The following is a 25,587-nucleotide window of genomic DNA, read 5'->3' on the forward strand; positions in this document are numbered from 1 at the left end:
ACAGGATTGCGGAGAAAGTAGATGAGCGCGCTCTATATGATTGCCGGCACCCTGATCGCCCTGGGTGTGCTGGTCACCTTTCACGAATTCGGCCACTTCTGGGTCGCGCGCCGCTGTGGCGTGAAGGTTCTGCGGTTCTCCGTGGGCTTCGGCATGCCACTGCTGCGCTGGCACGACAAGCAAGGCACCGAGTTCGTGGTCGCCGCGATTCCGCTGGGCGGCTACGTCAAAATGCTCGACGAGCGCGAAGGCGAAGTGCCGGTTGATCAACTCGATCAGTCGTTCAATCGCAAATCAGTACGTCAGCGCATCGCCATTGTTGCCGCCGGCCCGATTGCCAACTTCCTTCTGGCGTTAGTGTTCTTCTGGGTCTTGGCGATGCTCGGCAGCGAGCAGGTACGCCCGGTCATCGGCGCGGTCGAATCAGGCAGCATTGCCGCCAAGGCTGGTCTGAACGCCGGTCAGGAGATCGTCTCGATCGATGGCGAGCCAACGTCGGGCTGGGCTGCGGTCAATCTGCAGCTGGTGCGTCGTCTCGGTGAGAGCGGCGCCATTCAATTGCTGGTGCGCGAGCAAGGTTCGACCGCCGAGTCACCGCGCACGCTGGCACTGGACAACTGGCTCAAAGGTGCCGACGAGCCGGATCCGATCCGCTCGCTGGGTATCCGTCCCTGGCGTCCGGCCTTGCCACCGGTGCTTGCCGAGCTCGATCCGAAAGGCCCGGCCCAGGCGGCGGGGCTGAAAACCGGCGATCGCTTGCTGGCGCTTGATGGCCAGCCGCTGGAGGACTGGCAGCAAGTGGTCGATACCGTTCGTACGCGTCCTGATACCAAAATCATGCTGCGCGTCGAGCGCGACAGTGCTCAAATCGACGTCCCTGTGACCCTGGCCACGCGCGGCGAAAGCAAATCGCCAAGCGGTTATCTGGGGGCTGGCGTCAAAGCCATCGACTGGCCGCCGGAAATGATCCGCGAGGTCAGTTATGGGCCGCTGGCCGCGATTGGCGAGGGCGCCCGGCGCACTTGGACCATGAGCATTCTGACGCTGGATTCGCTGAAGAAAATGCTGTTCGGCGAGCTCTCGGTAAAAAACTTGAGTGGACCGATAACCATTGCTAAAGTGGCGGGCGCTTCTGCCCAGTCGGGCGTCGCTGATTTCCTGAATTTCCTTGCTTATCTGAGTATTAGCCTGGGCGTTCTGAATTTGCTGCCCATTCCTGTACTGGATGGGGGGCATTTGTTGTTTTATCTGATCGAGTGGGTGCGTGGTCGCCCCTTGTCGGATCGGGTGCAAGGTTGGGGGATACAGATCGGTATCAGTTTGGTGGTCGGGGTGATGTTGCTTGCTCTGGTCAACGATCTGGGTCGACTGTAACGCTTCGCTGAATTGCGAATCTGCCGCATTTTGCGGCAGTTTGTTTATTGCCAGTTGGAATAAGAAAGGACTTCATGAAACGTCTGCTGCTAACTGCGGTTCTCACCGTATTGATGATCGCCGAAGTTCACGCCGAGTCCTTCACTATCTCTGATATTCGCGTCAATGGCCTCCAGCGGGTCTCCGCGGGTAGCGTCTTTGGTGCCTTGCCGTTGAACGTCGGCGAGCAGGCGGATGATCGTCGCCTGGTGGAATCCACTCGTGCGTTGTTCAAAACCGGTTTCTTTCAAGATATCCAGCTGGGCCGCGAAGGCAACGTTCTGGTCATCACCGTGGTCGAGCGTCCATCGGTCGCCAGTATCGAGATCGAAGGCAACAAAGCCATCTCTACTGAAGACCTGATGAAGGGCCTCAAGCAATCCGGTCTGGCCGAAGGCGAGATCTTCCAGCGCGCCACCCTCGAGGGTGTGCGTAACGAACTGCAACGTCAGTACGTCGCCCAGGGTCGCTATTCGGCTACCGTCGATACCGAAGTGGTCTCGCAGCCGCGTAACCGCGTGGGTCTGAAGGTGAAGATCAACGAAGGTACGGTTGCCGCCATCCAGCACATCAACGTGGTAGGCAACACGGTTTTTCCTGAGGAAGACCTGACCGACCTGTTCGAACTGAAAACCACCAACTGGCTGTCGTTCTTCAAGAACGATGACAAATATGCCCGCGAAAAACTCTCCGGTGACCTGGAGCGTCTGCGTTCCTACTATCTGGACCGCGGCTATATCAACATGGACATCGCTTCGACCCAGGTGTCGATTACCCCGGACAAGAAGCACGTCTACATCACCGTGAACGTTACCGAGGGTGAGAAGTACACCGTTCGTGACGTCAAGCTCAGCGGCGACCTGAAAGTCCCTGAAGACCAGGTAAAGTCGCTGTTGCTCGTGCAGAAGGGCCAGGTGTTCTCGCGCAAGCTGATGACCACCACTTCCGAGCTGATCACCCGTCGCCTGGGTAACGAGGGCTACACCTTCGCCAACGTCAACGGCGTGCCACAGCCGCACGATGACGATCACACCGTGGACGTCCTCTTCGCTGTCGATCCGGGCAAGCGCGCCTACGTCAACCGCATCAACTTCCGTGGCAACACCAAGTCCGAGGACGAAGTGCTGCGTCGTGAGATGCGTCAGATGGAAGGCGGCTGGGCTTCGACCTACCTGATCGACCAGTCCAAGACCCGTTTGGAGCGTCTGGGCTTCTTCAAGGAAGTCAACGTTGAAACCCCGGCCGTGCCAGGTGTCGACGACCAGGTGGACGTCAACTACGCCGTTGAAGAACAGGCTTCCGGTTCGATCACTGCCAGCGTTGGTTTTGCCCAGAGTGCCGGTCTGATTCTCGGTGGCTCGATCACCCAGAACAACTTCCTCGGTACCGGTAACCGCGTCAGCATTGGCCTGACCCGCAGCGAATACCAGAGCCGCTACAACTTCGGTTACGTTGACCCGTACTGGACCGCCGATGGCGTGAGCCTGGGTTACAACGCGTTCTACCGCACCACCGATTACGATGAACTCGATGCCGATATTTCCAGCTATGCGGTAGACAGCCTCGGTGCCGGCGTGAACGTCGGTTACCCGATCAGCGAGACTTCGCGTCTGACGTTCGGCCTGTCTGCCCAGCAGGACAAGATCAACACCGGTCGCTACACCGTTGACGAGATTTTCGATTTCGTCGAAAAAGAAGGCGACAACTACCTGAACTTCAAGGCCTCGGCCGGCTGGTCCGAGTCGACTCTGAACAAAGGTGTACTGCCGACACGTGGTCGTTCCCAGAGCCTGACCCTGGAAACCACGCTTCCTGGCAGCGACCTGTCGTTCTTCAAACTTGATTACCGTGGTCAGTTGTTCCAGCCGATCACTGAAAACTACACCCTGCGCCTGCACTCGGAACTCGGTTATGGCGACGGTTACGGTTCGACCGACGGCTTGCCGTTCTATGAAAACTACTATGCGGGTGGCTTCAACTCCGTACGTGGCTTCAAGGACAGCACGCTGGGTCCGCGCAGTACACCGAGCCGCGGTGCAGATGTAACGGGTAATACGGGGACTCTTCGTGACCCGGATCAGGATCCGCTGCCATTCGGTGGTAACGTGTTGATTCAAGGTGGCGTTGAAGTGTTGTTCCCGCTGCCGTTCGTGAAAGATCAGCGTTCGCTGCGGACCTCGGTGTTCTGGGACGTGGGTAACGTATTCGATTCCAAGTGCGACAAGACGACCAACGCTAGCGCGGGTTCTACGTCCAGCACTCAGTGCAACGACATCAGCCTGAGTAACATGGCCAGCTCCGTAGGTGTGGGCGTGACCTGGGTCACCGCACTGGGACCGTTGAGCTTCGCCCTGGCGATGCCGGTCAAAAAACCGGATGACGCTGAAACTCAAGTGTTCCAATTCTCCCTCGGCCAGACGTTCTAAGCGTCTGACCCAAGACAACGACAATGGATTTTGTAGGAGTGCATCGTGCGTAAGTTGACTCAATTGGTTCTCCTGGCCTCCGTACTGGTGGCAGGCCCGGCGTTCGCCGACATGAAAATTGCCGTGCTGAACTATCAGATGGCGCTGCTGGAATCCGACGCGGCGAAGAAGTACGCCGTGGATGCCGAGAAGAAGTTCGGTCCGCAACTGACCAAGCTGAAAACCCTGGAAAGCAGCGCCAAAGGCATTCAGGACCGTCTGATGGCCGGTGGCGACAAGATGCAGCAGGGCGAGCGTGAGCGTCTGGAGCTGGAATTCAAGCAAAAGGCCCGTGACTTCCAGTTCCAGTCCAAGGAACTGAACGAAGCCAAGGCCGTGGCTGACCGTGAAATGCTCAAGCAGCTGAAGCCGAAGCTGGACAGCGCTGTGGAAGAAGTCATCAAGAAGGGTGGTTTTGACCTGGTGTTCGAGCGTGGCGCAGTCATCGATGTCAAACCTCAGTACGACATCACGCGCCAGGTTATCGAGCGCATGAATCAGCTGAAGTAACCCATGACCGTGACTATCAGGCTCGGCCAGTTGGCCGAGCACCTCGGCGCCACCCTGCGTGGCGACCCCGAGACGCAAATTACTGGGCTAGCCACTTTGCAAGAGGCTGGCCCAGCTCAGTTGAGCTTTCTGGCAAATCCCCAATACCGAAAATACCTGGCCGGTTCGCAGGCGGCAGCGTTGCTGCTCAAAGAGGCTGATGCCGAAGGTTTTTCCGGTAACGCACTGGTGGTGCCAGACCCTTATCTGGCCTACGCGCGTATTTCGCACCTGTTCGATCCAAAGCCGAAGGCTGCTACGGGTATTCATCCGACAGCGGTGATCGCGGCAGATGCGGTGGTTGATCCGAGTGCAAGCATCGGCCCGTTCGTGGTGATCGAAGCCGGCGCGCGCGTTGCTGCACAGGTGACGCTGGGCGCGCATTGCGTGGTCGGCGCCCGCAGCGAGATCGGTGAAGGCGGCTGGCTGGCTCCGCGCGTGACGCTGTATCACGATGTGCGCATCGGCAAGCGTGTGGTTATTCAGTCCGGCGCAGTGATCGGCGGTGAGGGCTTCGGCTTCGCCAACGAAAAAGGCGTATGGCAGAAAATCGCCCAGATCGGTGGCGTGACCATCGGCGACGATGTCGAAATTGGCGTAAACACCGCCATCGACCGCGGCGCCCTGGCCGATACCGTGATTGGCAACGGCGTGAAGCTCGACAACCAGATTCAGATCGCACACAACGTCCAGGTCGGTGATCACACCGCCATGGCTGCGTGTGTCGGCATTTCCGGCAGCACCAAAATCGGCAAGCACTGCATGCTCGCCGGCGGTGTCGGTCTGGTCGGCCACATTGATATCTGCGACAACGTTTTCCTCACCGGAATGACCATGGTGACCCACTCGATTACCGAGCCGGGCGCCTATTCTTCCGGCACAGCCATGCAACCGGCGGCCGAATGGCGCAAAAGCGCGGCCCGTATCCGTCAGCTCGATGACATCGCGCGGCGGTTGAAACAGCTGGAAAAGCGCGTAGGGGAAGTGACCCCTGACGGCAATGCTTCATCTGATGGCTGATACCATTTCCATATCAAGTGTGCACAGCCTCTAGACTGCCTCCTTGATTTGCTAGAGGAGTGCGCGTCAGTCGCGCTCCCAATCTTTACATAGGCTTTCCCCTGAATGATGGACATCAACGAGATTCGCGAATACCTGCCTCACCGTTACCCGTTCCTGCTGGTGGACCGGGTGGTGGAACTGGACACTGAAGGCAAGCGAATTCGCGCCTACAAGAATGTCAGCATCAATGAACCGTTCTTCAATGGTCACTTCCCTGCGCATCCAATCATGCCGGGCGTGCTGATCATCGAAGCGATGGCTCAGGCTGCCGGGATCCTCGGTTTCAAGATGCTCGACGTCAAACCGGCTGACGGCACCCTGTATTACTTCGTCGGTTCCGACAAGCTGCGCTTCCGCCAGCCAGTCAAGCCGGGCGACCAGTTGATCCTTGAAGCGACCTTCATCAGCTGCAAGCGCAAGATCTGGAAGTTCGAGTGCCAGGCTTCGGTGGACGGCAAGCCGGTCTGCTCGGCAGAAATCATCTGTGCGGAACAGAAAGTATGAGTTTGATTGACCCTCGTGCAATCATCGATCCGTCCGCCATTCTGGCTGACGGCGTCGAGGTCGGCCCGTGGTCGATCATCGGCGCAGGTGTGGAAATCGGCGAGGGTACCGTGATCGGGCCGCACGTGATCCTCAAGGGGCCGACCCGCATTGGTAAGCACAATCGCATCTACCAGTTTTCCTCGGTAGGCGAAGACACCCCGGATCTGAAATACAAAGGTGAGGAAACTCGCTTGGTGATCGGTGACCACAACGTCATCCGCGAAGGCGTGACCATCCACCGTGGCACCGTTCAGGACCGTTCGGAAACCACCCTGGGTGATCACAACCTGATCATGGCCTATGCCCACATCGGCCATGACAGCGTCATCGGCAACCACTGCATTCTGGTCAATAACACTGCGTTGGCCGGGCATGTACACGTTGACGACTGGGCGATCCTCTCCGGTTTTACCCTGGTGCATCAGTACTGCCACATCGGCGCGCACAGCTTTTCCGGCATGGGCACGGCGATCGGCAAGGACGTTCCGGCGTTCGTCACCGTATTCGGCAACCCGGCCGAAGCGCGCAGCATGAACTTCGAAGGCATGCGCCGTCGCGGTTTCAGCGAAGACGCGATCCACGCCTTGCGCCGTGCCTACAAGACAGTCTACCGCCAAGGCCTGACGGTCGAGCAGGCGCTGGCCGAACTGGCCGAGCCGTCTGCGCAGTTCCCCGAAGTCGCCGTGTTCCGCGATTCGATCCAGGCGTCGACTCGCGGCATCACCCGCTGATCATGGCCAGTCTGCGTATTGCGCTGGTGGCGGGTGAGGCTTCCGGTGACATTCTCGGCGCTGGCCTCATGCGCGCACTCAAGGCACAGCACCCGGCGGTCGAGTTCATCGGCGTCGGCGGTCCGCTGATGCAGGCCGAAGGCCTGACTTCGTACTTTCCCATGGAGCGCCTGTCGGTCATGGGCCTGGTCGAGGTTCTCGGTCGCCTGCGTGAGTTGCTCAAGCGCCGCAAGGACTTGATTGCCACGCTGATCGCCGCGAAGCCGGACGTGTTCATCGGCATCGATGCGCCGGATTTCAACCTCAATATCGAACTCAAGCTGCGTCAGGCCGGGATCAAGACCGTGCATTACGTCAGCCCGTCGGTGTGGGCGTGGCGGCAAAAGCGCGTGCTGAAGATCCGCGAAGGCTGTGATCTGATGCTGACCCTGTTGCCGTTCGAAGCGAAGTTCTACGAAGAGAAGGGCGTGCCGGTGCGTTTCGTTGGTCACACTTTGGCCGATACGATTCCGCTCGAGGCTGACCGAGCTGCCGCGCGCGCCGAGCTGGGTTTGCCTGACGGACCATTGGTGGCGCTGATGCCGGGCAGCCGTGGCGGTGAAGTCAGCCGCCTCGGCGCGCTGTTCCTTGATACTGCCGAACGCCTGCGCGGCATGCGTCCGGGCGTACGCTTTGTGATTCCCTGTGCCAATCCTGAACGTCGCGTGCAACTCGAAACGCTACTTGTCGGCCGCGATCTGCCGGTGACATTGCTCGATGGTCAGTCGCATCTGGCCCTCGCCGCGTGTGACGCCGTGTTGATCGCCTCCGGCACTGCTACCCTTGAAGCGCTGCTGTACAAGCGGCCAATGGTAGTGGCGTATCGGTTAGCGCCGCTGACATTCTGGATTCTCAAACGTATGGTCAAGAGCCCTTACGTGTCGCTGCCCAACTTGCTCGCCCAGCGCTTGCTGGTGCCAGAGTTGTTGCAGGATGATGCGACTGTCGAGGCGTTGGCGCAGACCCTGTCGCCGTTGATCGAAGGTGGTGAGGAACAGACCCGTGGCTTCGACGAGATCCACCGCACGCTGCGACGCGATGCTTCCAATCAGGCGGCGCAAGCGGTCCTTGACCTGATCGGCAAACCACAATGAGCAAGACAACCATGCAGATGGGCCTGGATTTCACGCTGGTCGCCGAAGTCGAAGAACTGGTCGCCGGTGTCGATGAAGTCGGTCGTGGCCCGTTGTGCGGCGCGGTGGTAACGGCGGCGGTGATCCTTGATCCGAACCGGCCGATCCTCGGTCTCGATGATTCGAAGAAACTCACTGAAGCCAAACGCGAAAAGCTTTATGACGAGATCTGCGAAAAGGCTCTGAGCTGGTGCATCGCCCGCGCCGAAGTCGAAGAAATCGACGATCTGAATATCCTCCACGCGACCATGCTGGCCATGCAGCGCGCGGTCGCCGGTCTGCACATTCAGCCGAAGCTGGCGATGATCGACGGCAACCGCTGCCCGCATTTGCCGATGCGCGCCGAGGCGGTGATTCAAGGTGACGGCAAGGTACCGGCGATCGCTGCGGCGTCGATTCTGGCCAAGGTCAGCCGTGACCGCGAGATGGCGGCATTCGAATTGATCTACCCGGGTTACGGCATCGGCGGGCATAAAGGCTACCCGACGCCCGTTCATCTGGAAGCACTGGCGCGGCTCGGCCCGACGCCGATTCACCGCCGCTCGTTCGCCCCGGTACGCCTGGCTTACGAGGCGCGGGAAAGCCTGACGCAGGTTTAGGCCCAAGGCTGATGTTTTAACCAAGGCCCGGTACAATCCGGGCCTCGTTGTCTCTATGTAACTGGACAGGATCACTATGCCGGCTTCATTCGTTCATCTACGCCTGCACACTGAATACTCCCTGGTCGACGGGCTGGTGCGGATCAAGCCGCTGGTCAAGGCGCTGACCGCCATGAACATGCCGGCGGTCGCTGTCACCGATCAGAACAACATGTGTTCCCTGGTCAAGTTCTACAAAAACGCCATGGGTGCCGGGATCAAGCCGATCTGCGGCGCCGACCTGTGGCTGGCGAACAAGGACCCGGATGCGCCGCTCAGCCGCCTCAGCCTGCTGGTGATGAACGCTCAGGGTTATCGCAATCTCACCGAACTGATCTCGCGTGGCTTCATCGAAGGCCAGCGCAACGGCATGGTCATCGTCGAGCGCGAGTGGGTGGCTGAGGCCAACGAAGGTTTGATCATGCTGTCCGCCGCCAAAGAAGGCGAGATCGGCATGGCCATGATCGGCGGCAACCCGGCGGAAGCCGAAGCGCTGGCGCGCGAGTGGATGGCAGTGTTCCCGGATCGTTTCTATCTGGAAATCCAGCGCACCAACCGCCCCAACGATGAAGAGCAACTGCACGGCGCCGTGGCCCTGGCCGACAAGCTCGGCGCGCCGCTGGTGGCGACCAACGATGTGCGCTTCATCAAGCAGGAAGACTTCGCCGCCCACGAAACCCGCGTGTGCATCGGTGAAGGCCGCGCCCTCGATGATCCGCGTCGTTCGAAGAATTACAGCGATCAGCAATACCTGAAAAGCGCCGAGGAAATGCTCGAGCTGTTCAGCGATATTCCCGACGCCATCGAAAACACCGTCGAGATCGCCAAGCGCTGCAACATCGAAGTGAAGCTGGGCACGCACTTCCTGCCCAACTTCCCGATTCCTGATGGCATGACCATCGACGAATATTTCCGCAAGGTGTCTTTCGAAGGTCTCGAAGAGCGCCTGGCAGTGCTGCTGCCCAAGGACACCACCGAAGACTACGAAGCCAAGCGCCAGGTCTACGTCGACCGCTTGAATTTCGAGCTGGATATCATCATCCAGATGGGCTTCCCCGGTTACTTCCTGATCGTGATGGACTTTATCCAGTGGGCCAAGAACAACGGCGTACCGGTAGGTCCGGGCCGTGGGTCGGGTGCCGGTTCGCTGGTGGCTTACGTACAGAAGATCACCGACCTCGACCCGCTGGAATATGACCTGCTGTTCGAACGGTTCCTCAACCCGGAACGGGTCTCGATGCCCGACTTCGACGTCGACTTCTGCATGGACGGCCGTGACCGCGTGATCGACTACGTGGCCGAGAAATACGGGCGCAACGCGGTGAGCCAGATCATCACCTTCGGTTCCATGGCCGCCAAGGCTGTGGTCCGTGACGTGGCGCGGGTGCAGGGCAAGTCCTACGGCCTGGCGGATCGTCTGTCGAAGATGATTCCGTTCGAAGTCGGCATGACCCTGGAAAAAGCCTACGAGCAGGAAGAAATCCTGCGTGACTTCATCAAGGTCGATGAAGAAGCGGCGGAAATCTGGGAGATGGCGCGCAAGCTCGAGGGCGTGGTGCGTAACGTCGGTAAACACGCCGGTGGCGTGGTGATCGCACCAACCAAGCTGACCGACTTCTCGCCGATCTACTGCGACGAGGCCGGCGACGGTCTGGTGACCCAGTTCGACAAGGATGACGTTGAAGCGGCCGGTCTGGTGAAGTTCGACTTCCTCGGCCTGCGCACGCTGACGATCATCGACTGGGCACTGAAAACCATCAACCGCGACCGCGCCAAGGTCAACGAGCCGCCGCTGGATATCGCTTTTATTCCGCTGGACGACAAGCCGACCTACCAGTTGCTGCAAAAAGCTGAAACCACGGCGGTGTTCCAGCTTGAATCGCGAGGCATGAAAGAGCTGATCAAAAAGCTCAAGCCCGACTGCCTGGAAGACCTGATCGCACTGGTGGCCCTGTTCCGTCCAGGCCCGCTGCAATCGGGCATGGTGGACGACTTCATCAACCGTAAGCACGGTCGCGCCGAGCTGGCGTATCCGCATTCGGACTACCAGTACGACGGCCTGAAGCCGGTACTGGCGCCGACTTACGGCATCATCCTGTATCAGGAACAGGTGATGCAGATTGCCCAGGTCATGGCCGGTTACACCCTCGGCGGTGCGGACATGCTGCGTCGAGCGATGGGTAAGAAAAAGCCCGAAGAAATGGCCAAGCAGCGCGGCGGTTTCATTGAGGGTTGCGCGACCAACGGCATCGACGCGGATCTTGCCGGTAACATTTTCGATTTGGTGGAAAAATTCGCCGGTTACGGCTTTAACAAATCCCACTCCGCCGCTTATGGTCTGGTGTCGTACCAGACCGCCTGGCTGAAAGCGCACTACCCGGCGCCGTTCATGGCCGCGGTACTCTCGGCGGATATGCACAACACCGACAAGGTCGTGACCTTGATCGAAGAAGTGCGGACGATGAAGTTGCGCCTCGACGCGCCAGACGTGAACACTTCGGAGTTCAAGTTCACGGTGAACGACGACGGCCGCATCGTTTACGGCCTCGGCGCGATCAAGGGCGTCGGTGAAGGTCCGGTGGAAGCGATCACCGAAGCGCGTCAGGCCGGCCCGTTCAAGGATCTGTTCGACTTCTGCGCGCGGGTCGACCTCAAGCGCATCAACAAGCGCACCCTTGATGGTCTGATTCGCAGCGGTGCGCTGGATCGCCTCGGCCCGTATTTCCACGACGAGCAAAAGGCTTATCAGGCCAACATCGATCGTAACCGCGCCGTGCTGCTGGCGGCGATGGAAGAAGCAATCAAGGCTGCCGAGCAGACCGCACGGACCCACGACAGTGGCCACGCCGATCTGTTTGGCGGCTTGTTCGTCGAAGAGGATGCCGACGTCTACGCGTCCCATCGCAAGGCCAAGGAACTGACCCTCAAGGAACGCCTCAAGGGTGAAAAAGATACCCTGGGCCTGTACCTGACCGGTCACCCGATCGACGAATACGAAGGCGAGATCCGCCGTTTCGCCCGCCAGCGCATCATCGACCTGAAGCCGGCGCGTGACACGCAAACCGTAGCGGGGATGATCATTGCCCTGCGGGTGATGAAGAACAAGAAGGGCGACAAGATGGGTTTCATCACCCTCGACGACCGTTCCGGACGGATCGAAGCGTCGCTGTTTGCCGATGCGTTCCATTCGGCGCAGTCGCTGCTGCAGACTGACGCCATGGTGGTGGTCGAGGGCGAGGTCAGCAACGACGACTTCTCCGGCGGCCTGCGCCTGCGGGTCAAGCGGGTGATGAGCATGGAGGATGCGCGAACCAATCTGGCCGAAAGCCTGCGCCTGAAGCTGCACACCCAGGATCTCAAAGGCGATCAGCTACGCTGGTTGGGCGAACTGCTCAAGCGTCATCGCGGCGCGTGCCCGGTGACCATGGAGTACACCAGCCCGGATGCGAAGACCTTGCTGCAGTTTGGCGAGAGCTGGCGGATCGACCCGGCGGATGCGTTGATTCAAGCCCTGCGTGACCAGTTCGGGCGTGACAACGTCTTCCTCCAATACCGTTGACCGGCAGGTGCCATCATAGCGCTTGCCCGCAACCTGAATTTTTTAATCTCGACCTCAGCGCGCCTCTCCCTTAAGGTAGGGCGCGAATAGACAACCGGCCGGCCCAAGCTCACTTGGGACACGACCCAAGACGGACGCCTATGAACCCGAATTTTCTAGATTTCGAACAGCCGATCGCCGACCTGCAAGCCAAGATCGAAGAGTTGCGCTTGGTCGGTAATGACAATTCGCTGAATATCGGCGATGAGATCTCCCGCCTGCAGGACAAGAGCAAGACGCTGACCGAAGACATCTTCGGCAAGCTGACCAGCTGGCAGATCGCACGCCTGGCGCGTCACCCGAAACGCCCGTACACCCTCGATTACATCGAGCACATCTTCACCGAGTTCGACGAACTGCACGGCGACCGTCATTTCTCCGATGACGCTGCCATTGTTGGCGGTATCGCCCGTCTGGAAGATCAGCCGGTGATGATCATCGGTCACCAGAAGGGCCGTGAAGTGCGTGAGAAAGTCCGCCGCAACTTCGGCATGCCGCGTCCGGAAGGCTACCGCAAGGCCTGCCGTCTGATGGAGATGGCCGAGCGCTTCAAGATGCCGATCCTGACCTTCATCGACACCCCGGGTGCCTACCCAGGTATCGACGCTGAAGAGCGTAACCAGAGCGAAGCGATTGCCTGGAACCTGCGCGTGATGGCGCGCCTGAAGACCCCGATCATTGCCACCGTGATCGGTGAAGGTGGTTCCGGCGGCGCACTGGCCATCGGCGTTTGCGATCAACTGAACATGCTGCAATATTCGACGTATGCGGTGATCTCGCCGGAAGGTTGCGCTTCGATTCTGTGGAAAACTGCAGAAAAGGCCCCGGATGCCGCAGAAGCGATGGGCATCACCGCTGAGCGTCTGAAAGGCCTGGGCATTGTCGACAAAGTGATCAGCGAGCCACTGGGCGGCGCCCATCGTGATCCGGCTGCTGCCGCCGCTTCGATCCGCGCCGAGCTGAGCTCGCAACTGGCGATGCTGAAGAAGTTCGATAACGAAGCGCTGCTCAAGCGCCGTTACGATCGCCTGATGAGCTACGGTCTCTAATCGAGCGCCGATTTGGCTGACGATGCAAGACACTGTGGGAGCGAGCTTGCTCGCGAAGGCGTTATAACAGACGACGAAATTGTTGAATGTTAATCAGCTTTCGCGAGCGAGCTCGCTCCCACACTTGGTTTCCGGCGAGGGTAAAGAGATGGGTGAACGCTCGATTGATTTGCCATCCCGTCTTCTGCTGAACCTTGAGCCTTGGCGCATTGCCGCTCACTGGCGCATCGCCTTCTCCGGTGGCCTCGATTCCACCGTCCTCCTGCATCTGCTCGCCACTCTGGCGAACACCGAATCTCTTCCTGCGCTTAGCGCCATTCATATCCACCACGGCCTTCAGGCTGCGGCCGATGCGTGGCCGCAACACTGCCAGGCCGTTTGCGATGCGCTGGCCATTCCCTTGCAAGTAGAGCGGGTCACCGTGAAGGGCGGGGCGAGCCTGGAGCGGGCGGCGCGGGATGCGCGTTACGCGGTGTTCAGTTCGCTGACGCAGAGTAATGACGTGCTGTTGACTGGCCAACACCGCGACGATCAAGCGGAAACCCTGCTGTTTCGGCTGTTGCGTGGTGCCGGTGTCCGCGGGCTCGGCGCGATGCCGCGCCAGCGTCCGGTGGGGCAGGGCACGCTGGTCCGACCGTTGCTGGACGTCAGCCGCGCCGAGCTGAAAGGTTATGCACAGGCACATCAGTTGCGCTGGATCGAAGATCCGTCGAATCAGGATCGACAGTTTTCGCGCAACTACCTGCGCCATCAAGTCATGCCGGTGCTGACCGAGCGTTGGCCGCAAGCGCAGGCGAGCATGGCGCGCTCGGCTGCGCATCTGCGTGAGGCGCAAGGCTTGCTCGATGAGTTGGCACAGATTGATCTCGCACAAGCCGAAACGACCCATGAATTTGCTTGGCTGGGCGTACCATCGCTTGCGCTGGCGCCTTTGGCGGCGTTGTCTGACGCCCGTCAACGCAATGCCCTCAGCCACTGGCTCGAACCGTTGACCCGTCTGCCAGATGCTGACCATTGGTCGGGTTGGATCAACCTGCGCGATGCCACCACCGACGCCTCACCGATGTGGCGTCTGGCCGATGGCGAGTTGCACCGCAGCGCCGGTCGCGTCTGGTGGCTCAGCGGCCATTGGTTGCGCATGCCTGTGATCGGCGCCGACTGGCAGACCACGACTTCAGCGCTGCGTTTGCCCGATAACGGACGCGTCATGCTTCGCGGGCATGCTCCAACCGGGCCGTTGCGTATTGCCTATCGGCAGGGCGGCGAGGTCATGCAACTGGCCGAGCGCGGCAGCCGTGATCTCAAGCGTCTGCTCAACGAGCGCGCGGTGCCGGCCTTCGTGCGTGGCAGATTGCCGCTGCTGTTTCGTGGCGAACAATTGCTTGCGGTGGCGAACCTGTCGGGTCTTGCTGGACAGATGGACGAAGGCTGGACATTGCATTGGCAGCCAACAGACGAAGATCAAGGTTTGAGCTGAAAGGAGCATTCCGGTAGACTACGCTCCCTTCTTGATACAACTTCTGTGGATTCGCCTGAATTGCAGGAGTTGCCGATTACCAAGCAGTCTTTGCTGGGCGATTCCAAAAAATGTGTAGCGAGCAACGTACCGGTGTTTCATCTTCCGGTCTGTCACAACGCGGCGGTTTTTTCGAAAGGTGCACTGTGATTAATGCAGGTGATCGGGGGCTTCGGCCTTCCTTCGCTTTCCCCGGCGGCTCGTTCCGCTTTAACGCAGACTTCTAGGGTTTTTCATGACGCGCTACATATTCGTCACGGGCGGTGTTGTTTCTTCATTGGGGAAAGGCATTGCCTCGGCTTCATTGGCGGCTATCCTGGAGGCGCGGGGGCTTAAGGTCACCATGCTGAAGCTGGATCCGTACATCAACGTCGATCCAGGCACCATGAGTCCGTTCCAGCACGGTGAAGTGTTCGTCACCCACGACGGCGCCGAGACCGACCTGGATCTGGGGCACTACGAGCGGTTCATCCGCACGACCATGACCCAGAACAACAACTTCACCACCGGCCGTGTCTACGAGCACGTGCTGCGCAAAGAGCGCCGTGGCGACTATCTGGGTGCAACCATCCAGGTCATCCCGCACATCACCGACGAAATCAAGCGCCGCATCATCAAGGGTGCTGGTGACGCTGACGTGGCGATGGTCGAGATCGGTGGCACCGTCGGTGACATCGAGTCGCAACCGTTCCTCGAAGCCATCCGTCAGCTGCGATTCGAAGTCGGCGCCAAGCGCGCAATGCTGATGCACCTGACGCTGGTCCCGTACATCGCCACCGCTGGCGAAACCAAGACCAAACCGACCCAGCACTCCGTCAAGGAACTGCGTTCGATCGGCCTGCAGCCAGACGTGCTGGTGTGCCGTTCCGATCACCCGATCGACGTGTCCTCGCGTCGCAAGATCGCGCAATTCACCAACGTTGAAGAGCGTGCGGTGATCGCCCTCGAAGACGCCGATACCATCTACAAGATCCCGGGCATCCTTCACTCGCAGGGTCTGGACGATTTCGTCGTCGAGCGTTTCGGCCTGCAGTGCGGCAGCGCCGACCTGTCCGAGTGGGACGCAGTGGTTGACGCCAAGCTGAACCCGGAACACGAAGTGACCATCGCCATGGTCGGCAAGTACATGGAACTGCTCGACGCCTACAAGTCGCTGATCGAAGCGATGAGCCATGCCGGCATTAGCAACCGCACCAAGGTCAACCTGCGCTACATCGATTCCGAAGACATCGAGAACCAGGGCACTGCGCTGCTCGAAGGTGTCGACGCGATCCTCGTACCGGGCGGCTTCGGTCTGCGTGGCGTGGAAGGCAAGATCACTGCCGTTCAGTACGCTCGCGAAAACAAGGTTCCGTACCTCGGTATCTGCCTGGGCATGCAAGTGGCAGTCATCGAATTCGCCCGTAACGTTCTGGGCTGGAAAGACGCCAACTCCACCGAGTTCGATCGTACCAGCGGCCACCCGGTTGTCGGCCTGATCACCGAGTGGGAAGACGCCACCGGCGCCGTTGAAGTGCGTACCGAAGCGTCCGATCTGGGGGGCACCATGCGCCTCGGCGCCCAGGATTGCCTGCTCGAGCCGGGCTCGAAAGTGCACGATTGCTACGGCAAGGATGTGATCGTGGAGCGTCACCGTCACCGCTACGAAGTGAACAATAACCTGCTGCCGCAGATCATCGAAGCCGGCCTGAAAATCTCCGGTCGTTCCGCCGATGCTGCGCTGGTAGAAGTGGTTGAAGCGCCGGATCATCCATGGTTCGTCGCCTGCCAGTTCCACCCAGAGTTCACCTCGACCCCGCGCGACGGTCATCCGCTGTTCAGCGGTTTCGTCAAAGCCGCGTTGGCTCAACATCAAAAGAAGGCTTAACCCGATGGCACAGAAGATCATCCGCGTCGGCGACATCGAGATTGCCAACGACAAACCCATGGTGCTGTTCGGCGGCATGAACGTGCTGGAAAGCCGTGACATGGCCATGCAGGTTTGCGAAGAGTACGTGAAGGTCACCGAAAAACTCGGTATCCCATACGTGTTCAAGGCCAGCTTCGACAAGGCCAACCGGTCTTCTGTGACCTCGTATCGCGGCCCCGGCCTGGAAGAGGGCATGCGCATCTTCCAGGACATCAAGCAAGCCTTTGGCGTGCCGATCATCACCGACGTCCACGAGCCGGATCAGGCCGCGGTCGTCGCTGAAGTCTGCGACATCATTCAGTTGCCGGCCTTCCTGTCGCGCCAGACCGATCTGGTCGTGGCGATGGCCAAGACCAACGCCGTGATCAACATCAAGAAAGCCCAGTTCCTCGCGCCTCAGGAAATGAAACACATCCTGAACAAATGCGTCGAAGCGGGTAACGATCAACTGATCCTCTGCGAGCGCGGTTCGAGCTTCGGCTACAACAACCTCGTGGTCGACATGCTCGGCTTCGGCATCATGAAGCAGTTCGAATACCCGGTGTTCTTCGACGTGACCCACTCGCTGCAAATGCCCGGTGGTCGTTCCGACTCCGCTGGCGGTCGCCGCGCGCAGGTCACCGATCTGGCCAAGGCGGGCATGAGCCAGTCGCTGGCGGGTCTGTTCCTCGAAGCGCATCCGGATCCGGACAACGCCAAATGCGACGGCCCTTGCGCCTTGCGTCTGGACAAACTGGAGCCATTCCTGGCCCAGCTCAAAGCTCTGGACGAACTGGTGAAGAGTTTTCCGACGGTAGAAACCGCGTAACGCTCGATTCTCCGGTAAAGTACCGCACGATTTGTCGCTCATGCCCTCGGGCGTGAGCGTTGTCGTCTGCAAGTCTGCCCGCTGTACTTCGCTTGCCGACGATAAAGATTTCCTCTAGCTGCGTCGTTTTCGTCAACTTTGGAGTGTTTACAACAATGGCAAAAATCGTCGACATCAAAGGTCGTGAAGTTCTCGACTCCCGTGGCAATCCCACCGTGGAAGCGGACGTGCTTCTCGACAACGGCATCATCGGCAGCGCCTGCGCGCCGTCCGGTGCATCCACTGGCTCGCGTGAAGCGCTCGAGCTGCGTGATGGCGACAAGAGCCGTTACCTGGGCAAGGGCGTGCTCAAGGCGGTAGCCAACATCAACGGTCCGATCCGCGATCTGCTGCTGGGCACCGACCCGAGCGACCAGAAAGCGCTGGATCAGGCGATGATCAAGCTCGACGGTACCGAAAACAAAGCGACCCTGGGCGCCAACGCCATCCTCGCGGTGTCCCTGGCTGCGGCCAAGGCGGCTGCGCAGGATCAGGACCTGCCCCTGTACGCGCACATCGCCAACCTCAACGGCACCCCGGGCGTGTACTCGATGCCGGTACCGATGATGAACATCATCAACGGTGGCGAGCACGCCGATAACAACGTCGACATCCAGGAATTCATGGTCCAGCCAGTTGGCGCCAAGTCTTTCTCGGATGGTCTGCGCATGGGCACCGAGATTTTCCATCACCTGAAAGCCGTGCTGAAGGCCCGTGGCCTGAGCACCGCCGTTGGCGACGAAGGCGGTTTCGCACCGAACCTGGCGTCCAACGAAGACGCGCTGAAAGTGATCTCCGAGGCTGTTGCCAACGCCGGTTACAAGCTGGGCACCGACGTCACCCTGGCGCTGGACTGCGCGGCGAGCGAGTTCTACGAAGACGGCAAGTACAACCTGTCCGGCGAAGGCCAGGTGTTCACTGCTGAAGGTTTCGCCGACTACCTCAAAGGCCTGACCGAGCGTTACCCGATCATCTCCATCGAAGACGGTCTGGACGAGTCCGACTGGGCTGGCTGGAAAGTCCTCACCGACAAGATCGGCGAGAAGACTCAGCTGGTGGGCGACGACCTGTTCGTGACCAACACCAAGATCCTGAAAGAAGGTATCGATAAAAAGATCGCCAACTCGATCCTGATCAAGTTCAACCAGATCGGCACCCTGACCGAAACCCTGGAAGCCATCCAGATGGCCAAGGCTGCGGGCTACACTGCCGTGATCTCGCACCGCTCCGGCGAAACCGAAGATTCGACCATTGCCGACCTGGCTGTGGGCACCTCGGCTGGCCAGATCAAAACCGGTTCGCTGTGCCGCTCCGACCGCGTTTCCAAGTACAACCAACTGCTGCGTATCGAAGAGCAGTTGAACGGCAAGGCCAAGTACAACGGCCGTGCCGAGTTCCGCGGTTAAGCGCAACCTGATCAAAGGACACCGGATTGTGTCGGAAAAGTCGTGACAGCGATGGATTTGCCACTAATCTGATGCCTTAAGCACAAGCCTGGATCTTTCCAGGCTTCGTGCTATCAGATGCTGCAACATGATGCGTGGCTGTCTTTTTTCACTGGATACCTGATATTCGATGCGCAGTCCTTACTGGTTGTTTCTTGTTTTGCTCTTGCTACTGGCCGGTCTGCAGTACCGCCTGTGGGTGGGCAATGGCAGTCTGGCGCAGGTCGCCGAGCTGAAACAGCAGATCGCCGAGCAACATGCCGAAAACGAAGGCCTGCTGGAGCGCAACCGGGTGATGGACGCTGAAGTCAGCGAGCTGAAGAAAGGCATGGAGACCGTTGAAGAGCGGGCTCGTCACGAATTGGGCATGGTCAAGGACGGCGAAACCCTTTACCAGTTGGCCCAATGATCGATTCCCTGCCGGCCTTCTGGGCCGTGATTCCTGCCGCGGGCGTCGGTGCCCGAATGGCCGCGGACCGTCCCAAGCAATATCTGCAACTGGGCGGGCGCACAATTCTCGAACACAGCCTCGGCTGTTTCCTCGATCACCCGAGCCTCAAGGGGCTGGTGGTCAGTCTTGCTGTCGATGATCCATATTGGCCGAATCTGGCATGCGTCAACGATCCGCGCATTCAGCGGGTTGATGGCGGCGCGGAGCGTTCCGCTTCGGTGCTCAATGCCTTGCTGCATCTGCATGCGCAAGGTGCCGACGATGACGATTGGGTGCTGGTGCACGATGCGGCCCGGCCGAATCTCAGTCGCGACGATCTCGACAAGTTGCTTGCCGAACTGGCGGATGACCCGGTCGGTGGTCTGTTGGCGGTGCCCGCTCGCGACACGCTCAAACGCGTTGATAAGAACGGGCGTGTGGTCGAAACCGTGGATCGCAGCGTGATCTGGCAGGCTTACACGCCGCAGATGTTCCGCCTCGGCGCGTTGCATCAGGCGTTGGCCGACAGCCTGGTTGCGGATGCCGTGATCACCGATGAAGCTTCGGCGATGGAATGGGCCGGTCTGGCGCCGCGTCTGATCGAAGGGCGCGCGGATAACCTCAAGGTGACCCGACCGGAAGATCTGGAATGGTTGCGCCAGCGGTGGGCTAACCGCCGCTGATTGCTGTGGCGTCCATTGCGCCGCCTTCGCGAGCAAGCTCGCTCCCACATTTGATTTGCGCCTGACACCAGATTTGCAGTCACTGCACGTCCACTGTGGGAGCGAGCTTGCTCGCGAAGGCGGCCGCACGAACAACCCATCACTCAGCTTCGATACTCCGCCCGCTCCGCCAACCCTTCTTTAAGAAAATCCACCAACTTGCGCACCTTCGGCGACAAATGCCGCTGCTGCGGATACAGCGCCCACACCGCCGTATTCGGCGGCTGATGCGCCTCCAGCAAGGAAATCAGCGCGCCACTGTGCAAATGCTCAAGCACGTAATAATCCGGCAACTGACACAATCCGACACCCTGAAGCGCCGCATCCAGCACCGCCTGCCCACTGTTGCAGCGCCAGTTTCCTTGCACCCGCTGGGAAAACTCCCGCCCGTTCTGTTCCAGTTGCCAGATATCCGAACTGCCAATCAGGCAATTGTGCCGACTCAATTCCGACAAGCTGTGTGGGCGCCCGTACCGTTCCAGGTAGGAAGGCGACGCGCACAGATACATTCTGCGGGGCGCCAGACGTGTCGCGACCAAGCGCGAATCCTGTAGCCGACCCAGACGGATCGCCAGGTCCAGCCCTTCATGCACCAGATCCAGCTGGCGATTGCTCAGCTCTATATCAATGCGCAGCTGCGGGTACAGTCCCATGAACCGCGTCACCAGCGGCACGATAAACCGTTCGCCATAGGCCACCGCACAGGTCATGCGCAGCATGCCTTTCGGTTCGCTGGTCAGATCGCCCACCGCGCGCAAGGCTTCTTCGCGACCATCCTGCAAACGTTGGCAATGTTGCAAAAACGTCTGCCCGGCTTCGGTCAGCGTCACCCGCCGGGTGCTGCGATAGAGCAGGCGCGTCTGCAAACGCTCTTCGAGTCGTACGATTTGTCGACTGATGTGCGAGGACGAGATCCCAAGACGCTCGGCAGCGGCGGTGAATTGGTTGCATTCGGCGACGGCAACGAACTCGTCGATGCCTTCCCAGCGGTTTTCCGACACTTGGATTATCCCCGTATGGCAATAATGTTTTGCTTTGGCTCGGATTATTCCTCAGGGCGCGCTGAACTACACTGTCTGTCTGCTTTTTTATTTATTGGATTCATTGGAGAGTCAGCATGATCAAGTCGCGCGCCGCCGTTGCCTTCGAGGCCAAGAAGCCGCTGGAAATCGTAGAAGTCGATGTCGCCATGCCGAAGGCTGGTGAAGTGTTGCTGCGCGTGGTCGCTTCCGGGGTGTGCCATACCGATGCCTACACCTTGTCCGGCGCAGACCCGGAAGGCATCTTCCCGTCGATCCTCGGCCACGAAGGCGGGGCCATCGTTGAAGCGATCGGTGAGGGCGTGACCTCGGTTGCCGTCGGTGATCATGTCATTCCGCTGTACACCCCGGAATGCGGCCAGTGCAAATTCTGCAAGTCGGGCAAGACCAACCTCTGCCAGGCGATTCGCGCCACCCAAGGCAAGGGCCTGATGCCGGACGGCACTTCGCGCTTTTCCTACAAGGGCGAAACGATTTTCCACTACATGGGCACATCGACGTTCTCGGAGTACACCGTGCTGCCGGAAATTTCCGTAGCGAAGATCTCCAAGGACGCGCCGCTGGAAAAGGTCTGCCTGCTCGGTTGCGGAGTGACTACCGGTATCGGCGCCGTGCTCAACACCGCCAAGGTCAAGCCAGGTGACACCGTGGCCATCTTCGGTCTCGGTGGTATTGGCTTGTCGGCCGTGATCGGCGCGGTGAAAGCCAAGGCTGCGCGCATCATCGCCATCGACATCAACCCGGCCAAGTTCGAAATCGCCAAACAACTGGGTGCCACTGATTGCGTGAACCCGAAAGACTACGATCGTCCGATTCAGGAAGTGATCGTCGACATGACCGACGGCGGCGTCGACTTCTCCTTCGAGTGCATTGGCAACGTGCAACTCATGCGCGCCGCGCTTGAGTGCTGCCACAAAGGCTGGGGCGAGTCGGTCATCATCGGCGTTGCCGGTGCCGGTCAGGAAATCGCCACCCGTCCGTTCCAGTTGGTTACCGGTCGCGTCTGGCGTGGTTCGGCGTTCGGCGGCGTGCGTGGCCGTACTGAATTGCCGAGCTACGTCGACATGGCCCAGAGCGGCGAAATTCCGCTGGATACCTTCATCACCCACACCATGGGCCTGGAAGATATCAACAAGGCGTTCGACCTGATGCACGAAGGCAAGAGCATCCGCACCGTCATACATTTCTAACAGCAGCCCCGAGCTGCAAGCTTCAAACTGCAAGTAAAGGTGTTCGTGCTTTTTCTTGAAGCTTGCGGCTTGCAGCTTACAGCTAGGGAGAATCCCTTGAATCTGGAAAACATTTCCTGTCAGAAGAGTTTCGGTGGCTGGCACAAGCGCTATCGCCATCGTTCCGAAGTGCTTGATTGCGACATGGTCTTTGCCGTGTACCTGCCGCCGCAAGCGGAGCAGGGCGGCAAGCTGCCGGTGTTGTACTGGCTGTCGGGGCTGACCTGCACCGATGAGAATTTCATGCAGAAGGCCGGTGCGATGCGCATGGCTGCCGAGCTCGGTCTGATTATTGTCGCCCCGGATACCAGCCCGCGTGGCCCGGATGTTCCGGACGATGCGAACAAGGCCTGGGACTTCGGTCTCGGTGCGGGGTTTTATCTGAACGCCACCCAGGAACCGTGGGCGCGGCACTATCAGATGCATGACTATGTCGTGAAGGAACTGCCTGCACTGGTCGAAGCGCATTTCCCCGCATCCGACAAGCGCAGCATCAGCGGCCACTCCATGGGCGGCCACGGCGCGTTGGTCTGCGCGCTGCGCAATCCGGGTCGTTATCAATCAGTGTCGGCGTTCTCGCCGATTACCCATCCGATCGATTGCCCGTGGGGCCAGAAGGCCTTTTCCAACTATTTGGGCGAAGACCGTTCGAAGTGGAAGGAGTGGGACGCCTGTGTGCTGATTGCGGAGGCGACGGAGAAGTTGCCGTTGCTGGTCGATCAAGGCGATCGCGACGATTTCCTCGCCACGCAACTGAAACCCGAAGCCTTGCAACACGCCGCAAAACAAGCGGGGCATCCGCTGGAGCTGCGCCTGCAACCGGGTTACGACCACAGCTATTTCTTCATCTCAAGCTTCATTGACGACCACTTGCAGCATCACGCGCGCGCTCTGCGCGGTTAATGCAGGTAGAATCACGCCCTGACAAAAATCGGGGCGTTTTTTTATGCGTATTGGCCACGGCTACGATGTGCACCGTTTCGCTGAAGGCGATTTCATTACTCTGGGCGGCGTGCAGATTGCACACGGCTTCGGGCTGCTCGCTCATTCCGACGGTGACGTCCTGCTGCACGCCTTGAGCGATGCCTTGCTCGGCGCGGCGGCGCTGGGTGATATCGGCAAACACTTTCCGGACACCGACCCGCAATTCAAGGGCGCCGACAGCCGTGTGCTCTTGCGTCATGTGGTCAGTCTGATCCACGCCAAGGGCTGGAGAGTCGGCAACGTCGACAACACCATCGTTGCCCAGGCGCCAAAAATGGCGCCGCATATCGAATCGATGCGCGCGCTGATCGCGGCGGATCTTCAAGTTGAGTTGGATCAAGTGAACGTCAAAGCTACCACCACCGAAAAGCTTGGCTTTGTCGGTCGCGAAGAAGGCATCGCCGTGCACTCCGTTGCCTTGTTGCTGCGCGCATGAATGAACTGCAATTGCTCGGCCCGCGGGCCTATGGCGAACCCCTCGGCACAGCGGTACTGAAAGCCATCGCTGAGGATTTCCAGGTCGATGAAGTGCTGGATATTCCGTTCAGCGGTGACGGCGAACACCTGTGGATCTGGGTAGAAAAGCGCGGCCTCAACACCGAAGAAGCCGCGCGGCGGATCGCCAAGGCGGCGGGTGTGCCGTTGCGCACCGTCAGCTATGCCGGCCTGAAAGACCGTCAGGCCCTGACACGACAGTGGTTCAGCGTGCAATTGCCGGGCAAGGCCGACCCGGATCTGACGGCGGCGGAAAACGACACGCTGAAGATCCTCAAGACCACGCGCCATAAGCGCAAGCTGCAACGCGGTGCGCATTCGGCCAACGGTTTCACCCTGCGCCTGACGCAATTCAATGGCGACAAAGACGCGCTTGAACAACGCCTGCAACTGATCGCCAAGCAGGGCATTCCCAATTATTTCGGCGCCCAGCGTTTCGGCCATGACGGCGGTAACGTTGTCGATGCGCGGGCGTGGGCGGCACGCAAGGCTTTGCCGGAACAGCGCAATGTGCGCTCGCGCCTGCTGTCGACGGCGCGCAGCTTTCTGTTCAACCAGGTGCTGGCGGCGCGCGTCGCCGATGGCACCTGGAACACCGCGCTGGTTGGCGATCTGCTGGCCTTCACCGACAGCCGCAGTTTTTTCCCGGCCGGTGAAACCGAATGCAGCGACCCGCGTCTGGCGATTCTCGACCTGCACCCGACCGGTCCGCAGTGGGGCGTAGGTGACTCGCCGGCTGCTGGTGCTGTCCATGAACTGGAGCAGGCGATCGCCACCCGCGAAGCGGAGCTGCGCGACTGGTTGATCCACGCCGGCATGAGCCATGAACGTCGCATCCTGCGGCTGCCCATTGGCGGGTTGACGTGGCATTATCCCCAACCTGACATTCTGCAACTGGAATTCGTCCTCCCGGCCGGATGCTTCGCCACCGTATTGGTGCGCGAGCTCGTTGATCTGGTGCCGGTGGGGCAGACGGACAGCCCATGCGTATTCTGATTTCTAACGACGATGGGGTCACCGCGCCCGGTCTCGCCGCGCTTTATGCTGCGCTGGCGGACTACACCGAATGCGTGGTTATCGCCCCGGAGCAGGACAAAAGCGGCGCCAGCAGTTCGCTGACGCTCGACCGTCCGCTGCACCCGCAATACTTGGCCAACGGCTTTATCAGCCTCAACGGCACGCCGACCGATTGCATTCACCTGGGCCTTAACGGCTTGCTTGAACGCGAAGCGGACATGGTGGTTTCCGGCATTAATCTGGGCGCCAATCTTGGTGACGACGTGCTGTATTCCGGAACCGTGGCGGCTGCGCTGGAAGGACGATTTCTCCAGCGCCCATCGTTTGCCTTTTCCCTGGTCTCGCGTCAGGTGGACAACCTGCCGACAGCGGCCTACTTTGCGCGCAAACTGGTCGAGGCCCACGCCGGGCTCGATCTGCCACCGCGCACGGTACTCAACGTGAACATCCCCAATTTGCCCATCGATCACATCCGTGGCATTCAGTTGACCCGCCTCGGCCACCGCGCTCGCGCGGCAGCCCCGATGAAAGTGGTCGATCCGCGCGGCAAGGCCGGTTACTGGATCGCCGCTGCCGGTGACGCTGAGGATGGCGGCCCGGGCACCGATTTTCATGCCGTGATGCAGGGTTATGTGTCCATCACACCGTTGCAGCTTGATCGCACTTTCAATGATGCCTTCAGAAGTCTTGACGGCTGGCTGGGGGCTGAGCTGATGCGTGAACATGACGA

At 59.8% G+C, this 25,587-nt stretch carries 21 protein-coding genes and 1 pseudogene; 21 read left to right on the plus strand and 1 reads right to left on the minus strand.

The window, feature by feature from the left end; genetic code table 11:
• Window positions 1-21: 21 nt before the first annotated feature.
• From rseP to ispD, 16 genes are all read left to right on the plus strand, one after another.
• Window positions 22-1,374, plus strand: coding sequence for a sigma E protease regulator RseP (gene rseP, locus ACZZZ4_RS14405; protein ID WP_463548078.1), 1,353 nt, complete (start codon window positions 22-24; stop codon window positions 1,372-1,374).
• A 74-nt stretch (window positions 1,375-1,448) separates the two neighbouring features.
• Window positions 1,449-3,839 (plus strand): outer membrane protein assembly factor BamA, encoded by a 2,391-nt coding sequence (bamA, locus tag ACZZZ4_RS14410; RefSeq protein ID WP_310406740.1) that lies wholly within the window; start codon window positions 1,449-1,451, stop codon window positions 3,837-3,839.
• Window positions 3,840-3,884: 45 nt separating this feature from the next.
• On the plus strand, window positions 3,885-4,388 hold the full coding sequence (locus ACZZZ4_RS14415; RefSeq protein ID WP_003222140.1) for an OmpH/Skp family outer membrane protein: 504 nt from the start codon (window positions 3,885-3,887) through the stop codon (window positions 4,386-4,388).
• 3 nt (window positions 4,389-4,391) lie between these two features.
• Window positions 4,392-5,447 carry a UDP-3-O-(3-hydroxymyristoyl)glucosamine N-acyltransferase gene (gene lpxD, locus ACZZZ4_RS14420; protein ID WP_129998768.1) on the plus strand — a complete coding sequence of 352 codons (1,056 nt, stop codon included), beginning with the start codon at window positions 4,392-4,394 and terminating at the stop codon, window positions 5,445-5,447.
• 105 nt (window positions 5,448-5,552) lie between these two features.
• Window positions 5,553-5,993: a 3-hydroxyacyl-ACP dehydratase FabZ gene (gene fabZ / locus ACZZZ4_RS14425; RefSeq protein ID WP_016771469.1), complete on the plus strand. Its 441-nt coding sequence runs from the start codon at window positions 5,553-5,555 to the stop codon at window positions 5,991-5,993.
• A complete protein-coding gene (gene lpxA / locus ACZZZ4_RS14430) occupies window positions 5,990-6,766 on the plus strand; it encodes an acyl-ACP--UDP-N-acetylglucosamine O-acyltransferase (protein WP_039762472.1) in 777 nt (258 codons plus the stop codon). The genes fabZ and lpxA overlap by 4 nt, the downstream gene beginning before the upstream one ends.
• Window positions 6,767-6,768: 2 nt before the next feature.
• Window positions 6,769-7,899: a lipid-A-disaccharide synthase gene (gene lpxB, locus ACZZZ4_RS14435; protein ID WP_463548079.1), complete on the plus strand. Its 1,131-nt coding sequence runs from the start codon at window positions 6,769-6,771 to the stop codon at window positions 7,897-7,899.
• Window positions 7,900-7,910: 11 nt separating this feature from the next.
• Complete coding sequence (gene rnhB / locus ACZZZ4_RS14440; RefSeq protein ID WP_016771466.1) at window positions 7,911-8,537, plus strand: ribonuclease HII; 627 nt, start codon at window positions 7,911-7,913, stop codon at window positions 8,535-8,537.
• Between the two features lie 76 nt (window positions 8,538-8,613).
• The gene (gene dnaE / locus ACZZZ4_RS14445) at window positions 8,614-12,135 is read left to right on the plus strand and encodes a DNA polymerase III subunit alpha (RefSeq protein WP_039762478.1); all 3,522 of its coding nucleotides are present in this window, start codon (window positions 8,614-8,616) and stop codon (window positions 12,133-12,135) included.
• A 140-nt stretch (window positions 12,136-12,275) separates the two neighbouring features.
• The gene (locus ACZZZ4_RS14450) at window positions 12,276-13,223 is read left to right on the plus strand and encodes an acetyl-CoA carboxylase carboxyltransferase subunit alpha (RefSeq protein WP_277760787.1); all 948 of its coding nucleotides are present in this window, start codon (window positions 12,276-12,278) and stop codon (window positions 13,221-13,223) included.
• Between the two features lie 148 nt (window positions 13,224-13,371).
• Entirely contained in the window at window positions 13,372-14,700 is a 1,329-nt protein-coding gene (gene tilS / locus ACZZZ4_RS14455) for a tRNA lysidine(34) synthetase TilS (RefSeq protein WP_463548080.1), read from the plus strand.
• A gap of 274 nt (window positions 14,701-14,974) precedes the next feature.
• Window positions 14,975-16,606, plus strand: coding sequence for a CTP synthase (locus ACZZZ4_RS14460; RefSeq protein WP_129998772.1), 1,632 nt, complete (start codon window positions 14,975-14,977; stop codon window positions 16,604-16,606).
• A gap of 4 nt (window positions 16,607-16,610) precedes the next feature.
• Window positions 16,611-17,456 carry a 3-deoxy-8-phosphooctulonate synthase gene (kdsA, locus tag ACZZZ4_RS14465; protein ID WP_007954807.1) on the plus strand — a complete coding sequence of 282 codons (846 nt, stop codon included), beginning with the start codon at window positions 16,611-16,613 and terminating at the stop codon, window positions 17,454-17,456.
• Between the two features lie 155 nt (window positions 17,457-17,611).
• On the plus strand, window positions 17,612-18,901 hold the full coding sequence (gene eno, locus ACZZZ4_RS14470; RefSeq protein WP_463548081.1) for a phosphopyruvate hydratase: 1,290 nt from the start codon (window positions 17,612-17,614) through the stop codon (window positions 18,899-18,901).
• 169 nt (window positions 18,902-19,070) lie between these two features.
• The gene (gene ftsB / locus ACZZZ4_RS14475) at window positions 19,071-19,349 is read left to right on the plus strand and encodes a cell division protein FtsB (protein ID WP_016771460.1); all 279 of its coding nucleotides are present in this window, start codon (window positions 19,071-19,073) and stop codon (window positions 19,347-19,349) included.
• Window positions 19,346-20,053 (plus strand): 2-C-methyl-D-erythritol 4-phosphate cytidylyltransferase, encoded by a 708-nt coding sequence (gene ispD, locus ACZZZ4_RS14480; protein ID WP_463548082.1) that lies wholly within the window; start codon window positions 19,346-19,348, stop codon window positions 20,051-20,053. Before ftsB ends, ispD begins: the two co-directional genes overlap by 4 nt.
• 143 nt (window positions 20,054-20,196) lie before the next feature.
• Here the strand turns inward: ispD and ACZZZ4_RS14485 are convergent, their stop codons facing one another.
• Window positions 20,197-21,093 carry a LysR substrate-binding domain-containing protein gene (locus tag ACZZZ4_RS14485; protein ID WP_463548083.1) on the minus strand — a complete coding sequence of 299 codons (897 nt, stop codon included), beginning with the start codon at window positions 21,091-21,093 and terminating at the stop codon, window positions 20,197-20,199.
• Window positions 21,094-21,209: 116 nt separating this feature from the next.
• On the opposite strand from ACZZZ4_RS14485, the gene ACZZZ4_RS14490 reads away from it, so the two are divergent.
• The 5 genes and pseudogenes from ACZZZ4_RS14490 to surE form a co-directional block, all read left to right on the plus strand.
• Window positions 21,210-22,322 carry an S-(hydroxymethyl)glutathione dehydrogenase/class III alcohol dehydrogenase gene (locus ACZZZ4_RS14490; RefSeq protein WP_110600129.1) on the plus strand — a complete coding sequence of 371 codons (1,113 nt, stop codon included), beginning with the start codon at window positions 21,210-21,212 and terminating at the stop codon, window positions 22,320-22,322.
• 96 nt (window positions 22,323-22,418) lie between these two features.
• Entirely contained in the window at window positions 22,419-23,264 is an 846-nt protein-coding gene (gene fghA, locus ACZZZ4_RS14495) for an S-formylglutathione hydrolase (RefSeq protein ID WP_415763515.1), read from the plus strand.
• A 43-nt stretch (window positions 23,265-23,307) separates the two neighbouring features.
• Window positions 23,308-23,781 carry a 2-C-methyl-D-erythritol 2,4-cyclodiphosphate synthase gene (gene ispF / locus ACZZZ4_RS14500; RefSeq protein WP_129998776.1) on the plus strand — a complete coding sequence of 158 codons (474 nt, stop codon included), beginning with the start codon at window positions 23,308-23,310 and terminating at the stop codon, window positions 23,779-23,781.
• Window positions 23,778-24,836, plus strand: coding sequence for a tRNA pseudouridine(13) synthase TruD (truD, locus tag ACZZZ4_RS14505; protein WP_463548084.1), 1,059 nt, complete (start codon window positions 23,778-23,780; stop codon window positions 24,834-24,836). Before ispF ends, truD begins: the two co-directional genes overlap by 4 nt.
• Window positions 24,824-25,561, plus strand: a pseudogene (surE, locus tag ACZZZ4_RS14510) (5'/3'-nucleotidase SurE); the annotation flags it as partial. The gene truD and the pseudogene surE, both read left to right, overlap by 13 nt.
• Between the last annotated feature and the right edge of the window lie 26 nt (window positions 25,562-25,587).

The sequence above is a fragment of the Pseudomonas sp. AC252 genome (assembly GCF_979258105.1).

Bases quoted from the DNA above. Each gene is read 5' to 3' on its own strand.
- rseP (WP_463548078.1), top strand. From the start codon at position 22: ATGAGCGCGCTCTATATGATTGCCGGCACCCTGATCGCCCTGGGTGTG.
- bamA (WP_310406740.1), top strand. From the start codon at position 1,449: ATGAAACGTCTGCTGCTAACTGCGGTTCTCACCGTATTGATGATCGCC.
- lpxD (WP_129998768.1), top strand. From the start codon at position 4,392: ATGACCGTGACTATCAGGCTCGGCCAGTTGGCCGAGCACCTCGGCGCC.
- fabZ (WP_016771469.1), top strand. From the start codon at position 5,553: ATGATGGACATCAACGAGATTCGCGAATACCTGCCTCACCGTTACCCG.
- lpxA (WP_039762472.1), top strand. From the start codon at position 5,990: ATGAGTTTGATTGACCCTCGTGCAATCATCGATCCGTCCGCCATTCTG.
- lpxB (WP_463548079.1), top strand. From the start codon at position 6,769: ATGGCCAGTCTGCGTATTGCGCTGGTGGCGGGTGAGGCTTCCGGTGAC.
- rnhB (WP_016771466.1), top strand. From the start codon at position 7,911: ATGCAGATGGGCCTGGATTTCACGCTGGTCGCCGAAGTCGAAGAACTG.
- dnaE (WP_039762478.1), top strand. From the start codon at position 8,614: ATGCCGGCTTCATTCGTTCATCTACGCCTGCACACTGAATACTCCCTG.
- ACZZZ4_RS14450 (WP_277760787.1), top strand. From the start codon at position 12,276: ATGAACCCGAATTTTCTAGATTTCGAACAGCCGATCGCCGACCTGCAA.
- tilS (WP_463548080.1), top strand. From the start codon at position 13,372: ATGGGTGAACGCTCGATTGATTTGCCATCCCGTCTTCTGCTGAACCTT.
- ACZZZ4_RS14460 (WP_129998772.1), top strand. From the start codon at position 14,975: ATGACGCGCTACATATTCGTCACGGGCGGTGTTGTTTCTTCATTGGGG.
- kdsA (WP_007954807.1), top strand. From the start codon at position 16,611: ATGGCACAGAAGATCATCCGCGTCGGCGACATCGAGATTGCCAACGAC.
- eno (WP_463548081.1), top strand. From the start codon at position 17,612: ATGGCAAAAATCGTCGACATCAAAGGTCGTGAAGTTCTCGACTCCCGT.
- ftsB (WP_016771460.1), top strand. From the start codon at position 19,071: ATGCGCAGTCCTTACTGGTTGTTTCTTGTTTTGCTCTTGCTACTGGCC.
- ispD (WP_463548082.1), top strand. From the start codon at position 19,346: ATGATCGATTCCCTGCCGGCCTTCTGGGCCGTGATTCCTGCCGCGGGC.
- ACZZZ4_RS14490 (WP_110600129.1), top strand. From the start codon at position 21,210: ATGATCAAGTCGCGCGCCGCCGTTGCCTTCGAGGCCAAGAAGCCGCTG.
- ispF (WP_129998776.1), top strand. From the start codon at position 23,308: ATGCGTATTGGCCACGGCTACGATGTGCACCGTTTCGCTGAAGGCGAT.
- truD (WP_463548084.1), top strand. From the start codon at position 23,778: ATGAATGAACTGCAATTGCTCGGCCCGCGGGCCTATGGCGAACCCCTC.